Genomic DNA, 14433 nt, shown 5'->3' with positions numbered 1-14433 from the left:
CCGTTGCACCATGGCTGCATGCTGCTGACCCGGCTCGCCGACGTGTCCCGGGAGGTCGCCGCCACCTCGGCGCGGTCCCGCAAGATCGCCCTGCTCGCCGAGTTGTTCCGGGACGCGGAGGCGGACGACGTGCCGATCGTCATCCCCTACCTCGCGGGCCGGCTCCCGCAGGGGCGGCTCGGCATCGGCTGGAAGGTGCTGAGCCGCCGGGTCGCCCCGGCCACCGAGCCGGCCCTGACCGTGCGCGAGGTGGACGCCCGGCTCACCCGGATCGGCAAGGTCACCGGCACCGGCTCGCAGGCCGAACGGGCCCGGCTGGTCGGGGAGTTGATGGGTTCCGCGACCGAGGAGGAGCAGCGGTTCCTGTTCGGGCTGATCACCGGCGAGGTCCGGCAGGGCGCCCTGGACGCGCTCGCGGTGGAGGGGCTCGCCGAGGCGACCGGGGCGCCGCCCGCGGACGTCCGGCGGGCGGTGATGCTGGCCGGGTCGCTGCAGACGGTGGCGCAGACGCTGCTCGCGGAGGGACCCGGGGCACTGGAGCGGTTCCGGCTCACCGTCGGCCGTCCCGTCCTGCCGATGCTGGCGCACACCGCGTCCTCGGTGGCGGAGGCGGTCGGCAGGCTGGGCGCCTGCGCGGTGGAGGAGAAGCTGGACGGCATCCGCGTCCAGGTGCACCGCGACGGCGACGACGTACGCCTCTACACCCGCACCCTCGACGACATCACCGACCGGCTGCCCGAGCTGACGAAGGCAGCGCGGGAACTGCGCGGCGAGCACTTCGTGCTGGACGGCGAGGTCATCGCCTTCGACGCCGCCGGACGGCCCCGCTCGTTCCAGGAGACGGCCGGCCGGGTCGGCTCCCGGGTGGACGTGACGACGGCCGCGCAGGCGGTGCCGGTCTCCCCCGTCTTCTTCGACGCGCTGTCCGTCGACGGCCGCGACCTGCTCGACCTGCCGTTCGCCGAGCGGCACGCGGAGCTGGCCCGCCTGGTCCCCGAACCGATGCGGGTACGACGCACGCTGGTCTCCGGCCCCGAGGACATACCGGCCGCGGAGGACTTCCTCGCCGGGACGCTCCGCCGCGGCCACGAGGGCGTCGTGGTCAAGGCCCTCGACGCGCCCTACAGCGCCGGCCGGCGGGGCGCCTCATGGCTGAAGGTCAAGCCCGTCCACACCCTCGACCTGGTGGTGCTGGCCGCCGAGTGGGGCCACGGCCGCCGCACCGGCAAGCTCTCCAACCTGCACCTGGGCGCCCGCACCGCGGACGGCGGCTTCGCCATGCTCGGCAAGACCTTCAAGGGCATGACCGACGCGATGCTGACCTGGCAGACCGAACGGCTGCGGGAGCTGGCCGTCGAGGACACCGGTCACGTGGTGACCGTCCGCCCCGAACTGGTCGTCGAGATCGCCTACGACGGACTGCAGAGGTCCACCCGCTACCCGGCCGGCGTCACCCTCCGCTTCGCCCGCGTGGTCCGCTACCGCGAGGACAAGCGCCCGGAAGATGCGGACACCGTCGAGACACTGCTGGCCGCACACCCGGAGGTGGCTCCTTGACGGGCAGACGAAGCGCCGGACTGCTCCTCTTCCGGCACACCGACCAGGGCCTTCAGGTGTTGCTCGGCCATATGGGCGGCCCCTTCTTCGCCAGACGGAACACCGGAGCGTGGACCGTGCCGAAGGGCGAGTACGACCCCCGGGAGCCCGCGTGGGAGGCCGCCCGCCGGGAGTTCGAGGAGGAACTCGGGCTGCCACCGCCGGACGGCGAGGCGGTCCCGCTCGGGGAGGTCCGGCAGACCAATGGCAAGATCGTCACGGCCTGGGCGGTCGAGGCCGACCTGGATCCGGCGTCCATCAGCCCCGGCACCTTCACGATGGAGTGGCCGCCGAAGTCGGGACGCGCCCAGGAGTTCCCCGAACTGGACCGCGTGGAGTGGTTCGGCCTGGACCGGGCCCGCGAGGTGATCGTCAAGGCCCAGGCCGCGTTTCTCGACCGCCTGGCGGAGCACTCGGCCTGAAGAGATGTGTACGCGTTGCGGTGCCCGGCACCGCGCGGGAAGGTCGAAGCACAGTCGCTCCGAGGAGGTCGGCCATGCCCATCGCAACGGTGAACCCGGCGAACGGCGAGACGCTCAAGACGTACGAGGCCATGGGCGCCGAGGAGATCGAGCGTCGGCTCCAGCTCGCCGAGGCCACGTTCCGCACGTACCGGCAGAGCAGCTTCGTCGACCGTGCACGCCTGCTGGTCCAGGCCGCGAACCTCCTGGACGAGGACCAGCAGGACATCGCCCGCGTGATGACCACCGAGATGGGCAAGCCGATCAAGCAGGCGCGCGCGGAGGCCGCGAAGTGCGCCAAGGCGATGCGCTGGTACGCCGAGCACGCCGAGGAACTCCTCGCCGACGAGGAGCCCGCCGACTCCGACGTGAAGGACTCCGGCGCCTCCCGGGTCCGGGTCCGCTACCGGCCGCTCGGCCCGGTGCTCGCGGTGATGCCGTGGAACTTCCCGCTGTGGCAGGTGATCCGCTTCGCGGCGCCCGCGCTGATGGCGGGCAACGTGGGCCTGCTCAAGCACGCCTCGAACGTGCCGCAGACCGCGCTCTACCTGGAGGACCTCTTCCACCGGGCGGGCTACACCGAGGGCTGTTTCCAGACCCTGCTCATCGGCGCGAGCGCGGTCGACGAGATCCTGCGCGACGAGCGCGTCAGGGCGGCCACCCTCACCGGCAGCGAGCCGGCCGGGCGCGCGGTCGCGTCCACCGCCGGGGAGATGGTGAAGAAGACGGTGCTGGAGCTGGGCGGCAGCGATCCGTTCGTCGTCATGCCGTCGGCGGACATCGACCGGGCGGCGCAGGTCGCCGTGACGGCGCGGGTGCAGAACACCGGGCAGTCGTGCATCGCCGCCAAGCGGTTCATCGTGCACACGGATGTCTACGACGCCTTCGCGGAGCGCTTCACCCAGGGCATGAAGGCACTGCGGGTCGGCGACCCCATGGACGAGGAGACGGAGGTCGGACCGCTCTCCAGCGAGCAGGGCCGGGCCGATCTGGAGGAACTGGTGGACGACGCCAAGCGCTCCGGCGCGACGGTGCTGTGCGGCGGCGAGCGGCCCGAAGGGGACGGCTGGTACTACCCGCCGACCGTCCTCACCGGCATCACCCGGGAGATGCGGATCCACCGCGAGGAGGCGTTCGGGCCGGTCGCCACGCTGTACCGCGCCGGCGATCTGGACGAGGCGGTGCTGATCGCCAACGACTCACTGTTCGGGCTGAGTTCCAACGTCTGGACGCGCGACGAGGCCGAGGTCGACCGCTTTGTACGGGATCTGGAGGCGGGCAGCGTGTTCGTCAACGGGATGACGGCGTCCCACCCGGCGTTCCCGTTCGGCGGGGTCAAGCGGTCCGGGTACGGGCGTGAGCTGTCCGGGCACGGAATCCGCGAGTTCTGCAACATCACGACCGTATGGCACGGAGCGTGAGCCTTCCGCGGTTACGATCCCCTTTGTGAACCGCGAAGTGACTCTCCCTCTGATCGTCGACGACCGCGGTACCTTGCAGGTGGCTGCGGCCGACGTGAGCAAGCTGCTGCGCACGGTGGGCGGGCGGTGGCTGCATCTGGTGGAGGCCGGGCAGGAGGGGCTCGACGAGGATACCGTGGCCGCGCTGACCATCGAGCTGGCCAAGTTGGCCGATCGCATCGACGTGGCGTGTATTGCGCACAGCAGTGGGGCCGGGTCCTAGCGGTTCCCCGCAACCCTTGGCCCCACCCGTCCCACAGTCCGCTTACTGGTTGCTAGCGAACGGACATCCCCGAGATCGTCCGCGCGATCACCAGCCGCTGGATCTCGCTCGTCCCCTCGAAGATCGTGTAGATCGCGGCATCCCGGTGCATCCGCTCCACCGGGTACTCCCGCGTGTACCCGTTGCCGCCCAGGATCTGGATCGCCTGCGCGGTGACCTTCTTGGCGGTCTCACTGGCGAACAGCTTGGACATGGAACCCTCGGCCGCCGTGAACGGCTTGCCGTTGACCGCCATCCAGGAGGCGCGCCAGACCAGCAGACGGGCCGCGTCGATGGAGGTGCGCATGTCGGCGAGCTGGAACGCCACACCCTGGTTGTCGATGATCGGGCGGCCGAACTGCTCGCGGGTCGTCGCGTAGTCCAGCGCCACTTCGTACGCGGCCCGTGCCGTGCCCACCGCCATCGCGCCGACCGCCGGGCGGGACGCCTCGAACGTGGCCATCGCCGCGTTCTTGACGCGCTCGCCGCCCTTCTTCGCCTTTTCACGGGCCCGCGCCAGCCGCTCGTCGAGCTTCTCCTTGCCGCCGAGCAGGCAGGAACCGGGCACGCGCACGTTGTCGAGGATCACCTCGGCGGTGTGCGAGGCGCGGATGCCGTGCTTCTTGAACTTCTGGCCCTGGGCGAGGCCGGGCGTGTTCGGCGGGATGATGAAGGACGCGTGGCCCTTGGAGCCCAGCTCCGGGTCGACCACCGCGACGACGACATGGACGTTGGCGATGCCGCCGTTGGTCGCCCAGGTCTTGGTGCCGTTGATCACCCACTCGTCCTTGGCCTCGTCGTACACCGCACGCGTGCGCATGGAGGCGACGTCGGAGCCGGCGTCGGGCTCGGAGGAGCAGAACGCGGCCACCTTGACGTCGCTCGCATCGCCGTACATCTGGGGAATCCAGGTGCCGATCTGCTCCTCGGTGCCGTTGGCGAGCACACCGACGGCCGCGAGGCCGGTGCCGACGATCGACAGGGCGATGCCCGCGTCACCCCAGAAGAGTTCCTCCATGGCCATCGGGATGCCGAGCCCGGTGGGGTCGAAGTACTGCTGGGCGTAGAAGTCGAGGGAGTAGATGCCGACCTTGGCGGCCTCCTGGATGACCGGCCAGGGAGTCTCCTCACGCTCGTCCCATTCGGCGGCCGCGGGACGGATGACGTCGGCGGCGAAGCCGTGCAGCCAGTCCCGGACCTCCTTCTGTTCGTCGTTGAGCTCCATGGTGAACTCGGCCATGTCCCCTCCAGCGGCGCACATGCATGTTACTTGCGGTAACCGCAGTCTGTTACCCATGGGTAGGAAAAGTCAACTCACGAGGACTCCTCGGCAGCCCGTTCGAGGTCCTGGGCGAGCCGAGTGTTAGTTTGCGCAGGCGTCACCGATTCAGCACGGGTGGGGAGAGCTCATGGACACCACGCAGCGGACCGAGCAGCAGCGGTCCGCCGACCGCCGACGGCGCGAGCTGCTGGAGGCCGCGGACCGAGTGGTGCTGCGCGATGGTCCGCAGGCCTCGATGAACGCGATCGCCGCGGAGGCCGGCATCACCAAGCCGATCCTCTATCGCCACTTCGGTGACAAGGGCGGTCTGTACGCGGCACTGGCCAAGCGGCACACGGACGCGCTGCTGGATTCGCTGCGGGCGGCGCTGGACGCGCCTGCCGAGCGGCGGGAGCGGGTCGAGTCCACGCTGGACACCTACCTTGCGGCGATCGAGGCGCGGCCTCAGGTGTACCGGTTTCTGATGCATCCCGCGGAGGGCTCGTCGGGGGACCAGGAGTTCGATGTGGGGAAGCACTCGGCGCCGTTGCTGCGGCGCATGGGTGAGGAGCTTGCCCAGGTGATCGAGGAGCGGTTGGATCTCGGGCCCGGGAGTCAGCAGCTTGCCCGGGTGTGGGGGCATGGGATCGTCGGGATGATGCATGCGGCCGGGGACTGGTGGCTGGGGGAACGGCCTTGTTCCCGGGCCGAGTTGGTGCGGAGTCTGGCTGACCTGCTGTGGGGTCGCCTTGCGGCAGCGGGGGACAAGATAGGGGGTCCGGGGTTCTGACGGTTGGGTGTTGTCTGCGGGCTGTCTGTGGTTGCTCCCGCCCACGCGGCGGAGCCGCATATTGATACAGCCCCGCACCCCTGGGGTTTCTCCAGTCACCTGCGCCATGAGGCTCGCGCCACCTGGCGCATCAGTCGTCTGTGGCGCCAGCCCTTCACGCGGTCCGCGTACACCCGGCCCTCCAGGTGGTCGCACTCGTGTTGCAGGCACCTGGCGAAGAAACCCGTACCGTGCACCGTGACCGGCTCCCCCGTCATCGTGAAACCCTCCACCACCGCGTGGTCGTAGCGCTCCGTCCCTGCCTCCAGGCCCGGCAGGGACAGACAGCCCTCCGGGCCGCGGACCACCACGCCGTCCGTTTCCACCAGGCGTGGGTTCACCACATGGCCGAGGTGACGTACGTCATCGTCGTCCGGGCAGTCGTAGACGAAGACGCGCAGCGGCTCGCCCACCTGGTTCGCGGCCAGGCCCACTCCCTGCGCGGCGTACATCGTGGCGAACAAGTCCTCCACCAGGCGGACGAGTTCGGGGCCGAATTCGGTGACTTCCGTGCAGGGTGTGTGAAGGATCGGGTCGCCGAGCAGGGTGAGGGGCCGGACACGCCCGTGGGCGCCCGGGATGGAGCCGTGTCGCATGGCGGCAAGGGTACGGTCCTCGCTGGCGCGCGCCCCGCGCGCAAGGATCGTGATGGTGCCGCGATTCGGGCACGTGAGTGGATCTCGATAGGCTGAGGCCTCACCACGTTGCCGGATGCTACGGCGCGGCGGGTACGCAAGGAGGATCGAGAACTGATGGCAGGCAACTCGGACCCGCTCACACCGCGGGCCAAGCTGGCCGTGACCGCGGGCAAGGCGGTCGCTGCGGCATCGCGCGCAGCAGGGCGCGGCAGCGGTTCGGTGATCGGTGGCCGGGTGGCACTCAAACTCGACCCCGACCTCCTCGCCCGGCTCGCCCAGAACCTGGACGTGGTCCTGGTCTCGGCGACCAACGGCAAGACCACGACCACCCGGCTCATCGCCGAGGCACTACGCGCCGCAGGCCCGGTCGTGTCCAACGCGCTCGGCGCCAACATGCCGGCCGGCATCACCTCGGCGCTCGCCGGCGGCTCGGACGCGCGGTACGGCGTCATCGAGGTCGACGAGAAGTACCTGGCCGGGGTCGCCCGGGACACCGACCCGAAGTGCATCGCCCTGCTCAACCTCTCCCGCGACCAGCTCGACCGCGCCGCCGAGACCCGGATGCTGGCCGAGAACTGGCGTGAGGGGCTCGCGGGGTCCAAGGCGGTCGTCGTGGCCAACGCGGACGACCCGCTCGTGGTGTGGGCCGCCTCCTCCTCCCCCAACGTGATCTGGGTCGCCGCCGGCCAGATGTGGAAGGACGACGCCTGGTCCTGCCCGTCCTGCGGTGGCGTGATGCAGCGCCCCGGCGACGACTGGTACTGCGGTGAGTGCGGTTTCCGCCGCCCGACGCCGAGCTGGGCGCTGTCCGGCGACCACGTCCTCGACCCGCACGGCTCCGCCTGGCCGATCCACCTCCAGCTGCCGGGCCGCGCCAACAAGGCCAACGCCGCCTCCTCCGCCGCCGTCGCCGCCGTGTTCGGCGTGCCGCCGCAGGTCGCCCTGGAACGCATGTACCAGGTGCAGGCGGTGGCCGGGCGCTATGACGTCGTGCAGTTCATGGAGCGCGATCTGCGGCTGCTGCTCGCCAAGAACCCGGCCGGCTGGCTGGAGACCTTCTCCCTGATCGACCCGCCGCCGACCCCGGTGATCCTGTCCGTGAACGCGCGCAGCGCCGACGGTACGGACACCTCCTGGCTGTGGGACGTCGACTACACGCGGCTGACCGGGCACCCGATCCTCGTCATCGGCGACCGCAAGCTGGACCTCGCGGTCCGTCTGGAGGTCGCGAACCAGCACTTCCAGGTCTGCGAGAACCTCGACCAGGCCGTGCAGATGGCCCCGCCGGGCCGTATCGAGGTCATCGCCAACTACACCGCGTTCCAGGATCTGCGCCGCCGCGTCGGCAACTGACGTACTCGTAAGGACAGTGACTTCATGAGCGACAACAGCCTGCGGGTCGTCTGGCTCTACCCCGACCTGCTCAGCACGTACGGCGACCAGGGCAACGTCCTCGTCGTGGAGCGCCGGGCCCGGCAGCGGGGCCTGGACGTGGCCCGGCTCGATGTGCGCAGTGACCAGCCGATCCCGACCTCCGGCGACATCTACCTGATCGGCGGCGGCGAGGACCGGCCGCAGCGGCTGGCGGCCGAGCGGCTGCGCCGTGACGGGGGTCTGCACCGGGCGGTAGGGAACGGCGCGATCGTCTTCTCCGTCTGCGCCGGGTACCAGATCCTCGGCCACGAGTTCATCAACGACCTCGGCCAGCGCGAGCCCGGCCTCGGTCTGCTCGACGTCGTCTCGGTACGCGGCGAGGGCGAGCGGTGCGTCGGTGACGTCCTCGCGGACATCGACCCGCGCCTCGGCCTGCCGCCGCTGACGGGCTTCGAGAACCACCAGGGCGTCACCCACCTCGGCCCCACCGCCCGCCCCCTGGCCCAGGTCCGCCTCGGCAAGGGCAACGGCACGGGCGACGGAACGGAGGGCGCGTACAACGACACCGTCTTCGGCACGTACATGCACGGTCCCGTGCTCGCCCGCAACCCGCAGATCGCGGACCTGCTGCTGAAGTTGGCACTCGACGTGAACGCACTGCCGCCGACCGACGACCGCTGGTACGAGGCGCTGCGCAGCGAGCGCATCGCGGCGGCCCAACAGCAGCCTGCCTGAGGCCCGTACACCCGGCCGCCGACAGGCTCAGCCAGCCCGTCTGACGGACCATCCGCACAGGTGAGCGCGCTCGTCCAGCAGGCGGACGCACGGTTCGGCCCCGCCCCCTGGTGCCGCTAGGGTGGCGGGGATCGAGCCGGACAACGTGGTCCGGTCCCCGGCCCACGTTGAGAAGGTATTTCGGGCTATGCGCATTGGTGTCCTCACGTCCGGCGGCGACTGCCCCGGCCTGAACGCCGTCATCCGGTCCGTCGTGCACCGTGCCGTCGCCGACCGCGGCGACGAGGTCATCGGCTTCCGGGACGGCTGGAAGGGCCTCCTGGAGTGCGACTACCTCAAGCTCGACCTCGACGCGGTGGGCGGCATCCTGGCCCGCGGCGGCACCATCCTCGGCTCCTCCCGGGTCCGTCCCGAGCATCTGCGCGACGGCGTGGAGCGGGCCAAGGGGCATGTGGCCGAGCTCGGCCTCGACGCCATCATTCCGATCGGCGGTGAGGGCACGCTCAAGGCGGCCCGGCTGCTGTCGGACAGCGGACTGCCCATCGTCGGGGTGCCGAAGACCATCGACAACGACATCGCGGTCACGGACGTGACGTTCGGATTCGACACGGCTGTGACTGTGGCGACCGAGGCCCTCGACCGTCTCAAGACCACCGCCGAATCCCATCAGCGGGTGCTGATCGTGGAGGTCATGGGCCGCCACACCGGCTGGATCGCACTGCACTCCGGGATGGCGGCGGGCGCCCACGCCATCGTCGTCCCCGAACGTCCCTTCGACATCGACGAGCTGACCGCGCGGGTCGGCGAGCGCTTCGAGGCGGGCAAGCGGTTCGCGATCGTCGTCGCCGCGGAGGGTGCCAAGCCGCGGCCCGGCACCATGGCGTTCGACGAGGGGGGCAAGGACATCTACGGGCACGAGAGGTTCGCGGGTATCGCACGCCAGCTGTCCATCGAGCTCGAGCAGCGGCTCGGCAAGGAGGCGCGGCCGGTGATCCTCGGGCATGTGCAGCGGGGTGGGACGCCGACTGCGTACGACCGGGTGCTCGCGACCCGTTTCGGCTGGCACGCCGTGGAGGCCGCCCACCGCGGTGAGTTCGGCAGGATGACCGCACTGCGCGGGACCGACATCGTGATGGTGCCGCTGGGCGAGGCGGTGGAGACGCTGAAGACGGTTCCCTCGGAGCGGTACGCGGAAGCGGAGTGCGTGCTTTAGCCGTCCGGCGGGTGCGGGTTGTGTGGCTGGTCGCGCAGTTCCCCGCGCCCCCAGGGAGCTGCACTGCCCCCGGTGACATGAGTCGCCGGGGGCAGTTCTAGTCTTGGTGCGGACAGACTGCACAACCCCCCACGAATCAGGAGCCGGCGGATGGATCACAGCGGGCACGGCATGACGATGGATCTGCCGCCGTTCACGCTGGGGCGGGGTCTTCAGTGGTCGGCGGACCCGTTCTTCCTCGTCTCCTGCCTGCTGGCGCTCGTGCTGTACGGCTGGGGCGTCGCCCGGCTCGTGCGGCGCGGTGACAAGTGGCCGGTGGGGCGGACCGTGTCCTTCGCCGCCGGTGTGCTGAGCGTCGGGCTGATGATGTGCACCAGGCTGAACGACTACGGCATGGTCATGTTCAGCGTGCACATGGTGCAGCACATGGTGATCAGCATGCTGTCCCCGATCATGATCCTGCTCGGCGCCCCCATCACCCTGGCGCTGCGCGCACTTCCGCCGGCCGGCCGGGGCCGCAAGGGGCCGCGTGAGCTGCTGCTGGCCGTGCTGCACAGCCGGTACATGCGGATCATCACCCACCCGGTGTTCACGATCCCGCTGTTCATCGCCAGCCTGTACGCGCTGTACTTCACCCCGATCTTCGACTTCCTGATGGGCTCCAAGCCGGGGCACATCGCGATGATGGTGCACTTCCTCGCCGTCGGCCTGGTGTTCTTCTGGCCGATCATGGGCGTGGACCCGGGACCGCACCGGCCGGGCTATCTGATGCGGATGCTGGAGCTGTTCGCGGGCATGCCGTTCCACGCGTTCTTCGGTATCGCGCTGATGATGGCCTCGACGCCGATGATCGACACGTACGCCGACCCGCCCGCCTCCCTCGGCATCGATGCACTCAGCGACCAGAACGCGGCCGGCGGTATCGCCTGGGCGTTCAGCGAAATCCCGTCCGTACTCGTGCTGATCGCCCTGCTGTTCCAGTGGTACGCCTCCGACCAGCGGCAGGCGCGGCGCAAGGACCGGGCCGCCGACCGTGACGGCGACAAGGAACTCGAGGCATACAACGCCTATTTGGCCTCACTGAACGCACGCAGCCGCTGACCGCCTTTTCCGGGCAGTTCCTTTCAGTAGCATGAAACGCGTTGGGGGAACCGCCGGGGGGAGCGGTGATGACGTTTCGTGCGTACATGCGCAGGGCGGGGAAATCGGTGTTCCGCAGGATCGCCGTCCTGTTGGTTTTCGTGGTGGTCCTGAGCGGATGTGACCGGGGCGCACCTTTGTTCGCGGTGAAGGCCGTTGCCGCGGGAGTTCCTTCACTCGCACCTTTCTTCGACGAGAGCGCGGGGCTCGGCCACGACGCCGGCCTCCGCTCCCGTCCGGCACCGGGCGGCCTTCAGCAGGGCGACACGCCAGGACTGTACGGCGGCACCGGGGAGCAGCGGATCTGTGATGTCGCACGGTTGAAGGAATTCCTCACCGATCCCAGGAATCACCGCAAGGCACAGGCCTGGGCGACCGTGCTCGATATCACGACGGCCGGGATCCCGGATTATCTCGACCGGCTCACGCCGGTTCTTCTCCGTACCGACACACTTGTGAAGAACCATGACTACAAGAAGGGAAAGTCTGTTCCCTTCGATGCGTTGCTGCAGGCGGGAATCGCCGTTCTCGTCGACCCGCAGGGACTGCCCGCCGTCAAGTGCTCCTGCGGAAATCCGCTGCGCCCCTTCGAGGGAGACACCGGGAGGATTTCGGTCCGGTTCGAGGACGGCAACCAGAAGTGGAAGGGCTACGACCGCGACTCCGTGGTGGCCGTGCAGCCCGCCCCGCGGACACTGGACCGGCTGGCCCTGGTCGACGTGGACGACCCGGACCGCGGGATCAGCCGTCCGGTCGGCACGACGGGTGACGACGACTCCGCGTTCGACACGCGGGAGCGGCGCGCCGTACCGGACCTGGCCGGGACGACGTTCGGGCGGGCGAGCCGGCTGCTGACCGACGCGGGGCTGGCGGTTGCGTTCGACGGCGGCGGGTTGCCGCCCGACGGTGCGCGGGTCATGGCGTCCGATCCGCCGGCCGGGACGGAGCTGCGGTTCGGGGAGTACGTGACGCTGAGTGTGGCCGACGGTACGAGCGGAGTGGCGACCACTCCCCCGGACCCCAGCCCGGCGACCTCACAGCCGACAGGCGACCCGTCGTCCGACACCTCGACGCCATCGCCCTCTACACCCTCGTCATCGGCCTCGCCGCCGTCATCGTCGGCTCCGACAAGCGAACCGCCGACCGGTGATCCGCCCACAAGCGAACCGCCGACCGGTGATCCGCCCACGAGCGAACCGCCGGTCACGGATCCACCCACCAGCGCACCGCCCACCAGCCGCCCGCCCTCCTCCGCCCCGCCGCCGTCGAGCCCCGCACCCACCAGCACGGCCCCGCCCACCAGCGAGCCGCCCCCGGAAACCAGCGCGCCCCCAGAGGTGACCAGCTCACCTCCGCCGAGTGATCCGGTCCCGAGCAGCGCACCGGTCTCGAGTGAGCCCGGGACCGTCGAACCCACAGCGAGCGCCACGACGTAGCACCCCGAGGGAGTCACCGCATGCCTTCAGGATCACCGACGTCGGGAGTGGGCCGGGTCATCGCCGGCCGCTATCTGCTGCTGCACCGGCTCGGCAGCGGTGGGATGGGTCATGTGTGGCTCGCCCACGACCAGAGACTGGCGTGCGAGGTCGCGCTCAAGGAGATCGTGTTCCGCGACCCGGCCGAGGCCGGCCACGAGCGGGAGGCGCGGGTGGCCCGGGCCCGCGCGGAGGCCCGGCACGCGGCGGGGCTGCGCGGTCATCCGCATGTGGTGACCGTGCACGATGTGCTGGAGCACGAGGGGCTGCCGTGGATCGTCATGGAGTACGTGGCGGGCGCCGTCGATCTGCGCGACCTGGTCGCCCGGCGCGGACCGCTCGCCCCCGCGGAGTGTGCCCGCACGGGTCTGGCCGTGCTGGACGCACTGACCGCCGGACACGAGCGGGGCGTCATGCACCGGGACGTGAAACCGGCGAACATCCTGCTGGCGCCGGACCGCACCGGGGCGCCGTACGGGCGCATCCTGCTCACCGACTACGGCATCTCCGTGCAGCCGGACGCGGGAGAGACGCGGTACACGCTCGCGTCCGCCCTCGTGGGGACGTCCGGCTATCTCGCGCCGGAGCGGGTCACCGGCGGGCCGCCCACCCCGGCCGCCGACCTGTTCTCGCTGGGCTGCACGCTCTACTACGGCGTCGAGGGCCATGGTCCCTTCGACCGGGAGTCGCACCTCGCGGAGCTCACAGCGGTGGTGACGGAGGAGCCGCGGCCCGCGGTGGGCGCGGGTGCCCTGGAACCCGTACTGCGGGCGCTGCTCGCGAAGGATCCCGCGCAGCGGATGACCGCGGCTCAGGCCGAGGCCGCGCTGGCGCGGATCGTGGCGCCGCAGGGTGACGGGTATGTGCGGACCCGGACGGACCTCGGGTCGCGGCCCCACTGGAACGAGGCGTCGGCTCTTCCGCCGGCCGCGGCGGCCGCCCCCGTCGCGGCGCCTTCCCCCGAGCCGGGCCGGCGCCGCCGCACTCGTCCCCGGGCCCTGCAGGCACTCGTCTCCGGAGGACTGGGGCTGGCCCTCGCGCTGGGCGGAGTCTGGTACGCCCTGGCCGACCGGACGGCCGACGACGGCACGGACACGGCGCCGTACGGCGACACCGTCGGGCTCGCCGCACCGTTGAAGGCCGGCGACTGCGTCCTCGCCGACTGGCCCGGCGCGGCTCGTTTCACCGGCACGCCCCGGCTCTCCCTGGACCCGACCTGCCGGGACAAGGCGCCCGACGGGCAGGTGATGGCGTTCTTCGAAGCCGCGTCCGCGGAGCAGGCACGCACGCTCGGGCAGGCCCGGTGCGAGGAGCTGACGCGGGAGGTCCGCGAGCGGCTCGCGGATGTGCGCAGCTTCGCGGTCCTGCCGACGCAGGCGGGCTTCGATGCGGCCGGACGGCGCGCCGCCTGTCTGGTGCTGGGCGCGCACGGGCCGGTGTACGGGCCGCTCGCCGGCCATCGCAGGCCGGGGTCGGCGTTCACGGACACGGCGACCATGCAGAAGCGGGACTGCCTCGACGCCCGCTCCAACCGGGACGTCCGGCTGGTGTCCTGCGAGGGACGCCACGACGAGCAGGTGCTCGGTTTCACCCGTCTGGACGCGGGGCTGACGCTTGCGCAGGCGCGCACGCGGTCGGACACGGCGTGCGCGCGGGACGTACCGCCTGCCGACTACGGATTCGACCCTTCCGTCTACGAGGCCGGTTCCTGGACCGGTGAGGGTTCCTGGAAATCCGGCACTCATTTCGTCGTCTGCACCGTCCGGAAGCAGAACGGGGGCACCATGGAGGGGGACGAACCATGAGGAGGGTGTTGCGATGCCCGGTTCCACGGACGGTTCTACGAAGGCGATGGGGGTGCTCACCGTTGGTGGGCTCGTCGTGGTGACGGGCTACACGGTGGCGCTCGGCAGCAACGGCTGGCTGTGGTTCGGCTGGGTCGTGCTGGGTCTGATCACCCTCGGTATGGTCGCCACGCGCAGCACCTGA

General features: G+C 70.7%; 14 protein-coding genes. 12 read left to right on the top strand and 2 right to left on the bottom strand.

Annotated elements, in window-relative coordinates; translation table 11 throughout:
* Positions 1-18 precede the first annotated feature (18 nt).
* From ACFVJQ_RS08305 to ACFVJQ_RS08290, 4 genes are all read left to right on the top strand, one after another.
* Entirely contained in the window at positions 19-1557 is a 1539-nt protein-coding gene (locus ACFVJQ_RS08305) for an ATP-dependent DNA ligase (RefSeq protein ID WP_385781873.1), read from the top strand.
* The gene (locus tag ACFVJQ_RS08300; protein ID WP_385508974.1) at positions 1554-2018 is read left to right on the top strand and encodes an NUDIX domain-containing protein; all 465 of its coding nucleotides are present in this window, start codon (positions 1554-1556) and stop codon (positions 2016-2018) included. The genes ACFVJQ_RS08305 and ACFVJQ_RS08300 overlap by 4 nt, the downstream gene beginning before the upstream one ends.
* A gap of 74 nt (positions 2019-2092) precedes the next feature.
* Entirely contained in the window at positions 2093-3478 is a 1386-nt protein-coding gene (locus ACFVJQ_RS08295; protein WP_385508975.1) for an NADP-dependent succinic semialdehyde dehydrogenase, read from the top strand.
* 25 nt (positions 3479-3503) lie between these two features.
* On the top strand, positions 3504-3740 hold the full coding sequence (locus ACFVJQ_RS08290; RefSeq protein ID WP_224733204.1) for a DUF6213 family protein: 237 nt from the start codon (positions 3504-3506) through the stop codon (positions 3738-3740).
* 52 nt (positions 3741-3792) lie between these two features.
* Here the strand turns inward: ACFVJQ_RS08290 and ACFVJQ_RS08285 are convergent, their stop codons facing one another.
* Positions 3793-5019, bottom strand: a complete 1227-nt coding sequence (locus ACFVJQ_RS08285) for an acyl-CoA dehydrogenase family protein (protein ID WP_385508976.1) — start codon at positions 5017-5019, stop codon at positions 3793-3795.
* A 169-nt stretch (positions 5020-5188) separates the two neighbouring features.
* Here ACFVJQ_RS08285 and ACFVJQ_RS08280 point away from each other — a divergent pair, with 169 nt between their 5' ends.
* Positions 5189-5830: a TetR family transcriptional regulator gene (locus ACFVJQ_RS08280; RefSeq protein WP_224733202.1), complete on the top strand. Its 642-nt coding sequence runs from the start codon at positions 5189-5191 to the stop codon at positions 5828-5830.
* Between the two features lie 95 nt (positions 5831-5925).
* Here ACFVJQ_RS08280 and def read toward each other — a convergent pair whose 3' ends face one another.
* The gene (def, locus tag ACFVJQ_RS08275; RefSeq protein ID WP_385508977.1) at positions 5926-6465 is read right to left on the bottom strand and encodes a peptide deformylase; all 540 of its coding nucleotides are present in this window, start codon (positions 6463-6465) and stop codon (positions 5926-5928) included.
* Positions 6466-6621: 156 nt separating this feature from the next.
* Between def and ACFVJQ_RS08270 the strand changes: the two genes are divergently transcribed.
* The 7 genes from ACFVJQ_RS08270 to ACFVJQ_RS08240 all read left to right on the top strand — a co-directional run bounded on the left by ACFVJQ_RS08270 (position 6622) and on the right by ACFVJQ_RS08240 (position 14433).
* Positions 6622-7860 (top strand): MurT ligase domain-containing protein, encoded by a 1239-nt coding sequence (locus ACFVJQ_RS08270; RefSeq protein ID WP_224733200.1) that lies wholly within the window; start codon positions 6622-6624, stop codon positions 7858-7860.
* Positions 7861-7884: 24 nt separating this feature from the next.
* Complete coding sequence (locus ACFVJQ_RS08265; RefSeq protein ID WP_224733199.1) at positions 7885-8616, top strand: type 1 glutamine amidotransferase; 732 nt, start codon at positions 7885-7887, stop codon at positions 8614-8616.
* 187 nt (positions 8617-8803) lie between these two features.
* A complete protein-coding gene (locus ACFVJQ_RS08260) occupies positions 8804-9829 on the top strand; it encodes a 6-phosphofructokinase (RefSeq protein ID WP_224733198.1) in 1026 nt (341 codons plus the stop codon).
* Between the two features lie 150 nt (positions 9830-9979).
* Positions 9980-10930 carry a cytochrome c oxidase assembly protein gene (locus tag ACFVJQ_RS08255; RefSeq protein ID WP_385508979.1) on the top strand — a complete coding sequence of 317 codons (951 nt, stop codon included), beginning with the start codon at positions 9980-9982 and terminating at the stop codon, positions 10928-10930.
* A 68-nt stretch (positions 10931-10998) separates the two neighbouring features.
* Positions 10999-12405, top strand: a complete 1407-nt coding sequence (locus ACFVJQ_RS08250) for a DUF6777 domain-containing protein (protein ID WP_385781864.1) — start codon at positions 10999-11001, stop codon at positions 12403-12405.
* A gap of 20 nt (positions 12406-12425) precedes the next feature.
* Positions 12426-14249 carry a protein kinase gene (locus ACFVJQ_RS08245; protein ID WP_385508981.1) on the top strand — a complete coding sequence of 608 codons (1824 nt, stop codon included), beginning with the start codon at positions 12426-12428 and terminating at the stop codon, positions 14247-14249.
* Between the two features lie 13 nt (positions 14250-14262).
* Positions 14263-14433: a hypothetical protein gene (locus tag ACFVJQ_RS08240; RefSeq protein ID WP_129796602.1), complete on the top strand. Its 171-nt coding sequence runs from the start codon at positions 14263-14265 to the stop codon at positions 14431-14433.

This window comes from Streptomyces sp. NPDC127197 (genome assembly GCF_042672405.1).
Lineage (GTDB): Bacteria > Actinomycetota > Actinomycetes > Streptomycetales > Streptomycetaceae > Streptomyces > Streptomyces flavusporus.
This window is presented reverse-complemented; position numbering and strand designations above follow the sequence as displayed.

What these genes read in the sequence shown, in the direction of transcription:
- ACFVJQ_RS08305 (WP_385781873.1), top strand. Translation starts at nt 19, where the DNA reads ATGCTGCTGACCCGGCTCGCCGACGTGTCCCGGGAGGTCGCCGCCACC.
- ACFVJQ_RS08295 (WP_385508975.1), top strand. Translation starts at nt 2,093, where the DNA reads ATGCCCATCGCAACGGTGAACCCGGCGAACGGCGAGACGCTCAAGACG.
- ACFVJQ_RS08285 (WP_385508976.1), bottom strand. Translation starts at nt 5,019, where the DNA reads ATGGCCGAGTTCACCATGGAGCTCAACGACGAACAGAAGGAGGTCCGG.
- ACFVJQ_RS08280 (WP_224733202.1), top strand. Translation starts at nt 5,189, where the DNA reads ATGGACACCACGCAGCGGACCGAGCAGCAGCGGTCCGCCGACCGCCGA.
- def (WP_385508977.1), bottom strand. Translation starts at nt 6,465, where the DNA reads ATGCGACACGGCTCCATCCCGGGCGCCCACGGGCGTGTCCGGCCCCTC.
- ACFVJQ_RS08270 (WP_224733200.1), top strand. Translation starts at nt 6,622, where the DNA reads ATGGCAGGCAACTCGGACCCGCTCACACCGCGGGCCAAGCTGGCCGTG.
- ACFVJQ_RS08265 (WP_224733199.1), top strand. Translation starts at nt 7,885, where the DNA reads ATGAGCGACAACAGCCTGCGGGTCGTCTGGCTCTACCCCGACCTGCTC.
- ACFVJQ_RS08260 (WP_224733198.1), top strand. Translation starts at nt 8,804, where the DNA reads ATGCGCATTGGTGTCCTCACGTCCGGCGGCGACTGCCCCGGCCTGAAC.
- ACFVJQ_RS08255 (WP_385508979.1), top strand. Translation starts at nt 9,980, where the DNA reads ATGGATCACAGCGGGCACGGCATGACGATGGATCTGCCGCCGTTCACG.
- ACFVJQ_RS08250 (WP_385781864.1), top strand. Translation starts at nt 10,999, where the DNA reads ATGACGTTTCGTGCGTACATGCGCAGGGCGGGGAAATCGGTGTTCCGC.
- ACFVJQ_RS08245 (WP_385508981.1), top strand. Translation starts at nt 12,426, where the DNA reads ATGCCTTCAGGATCACCGACGTCGGGAGTGGGCCGGGTCATCGCCGGC.
- ACFVJQ_RS08240 (WP_129796602.1), top strand. Translation starts at nt 14,263, where the DNA reads ATGCCCGGTTCCACGGACGGTTCTACGAAGGCGATGGGGGTGCTCACC.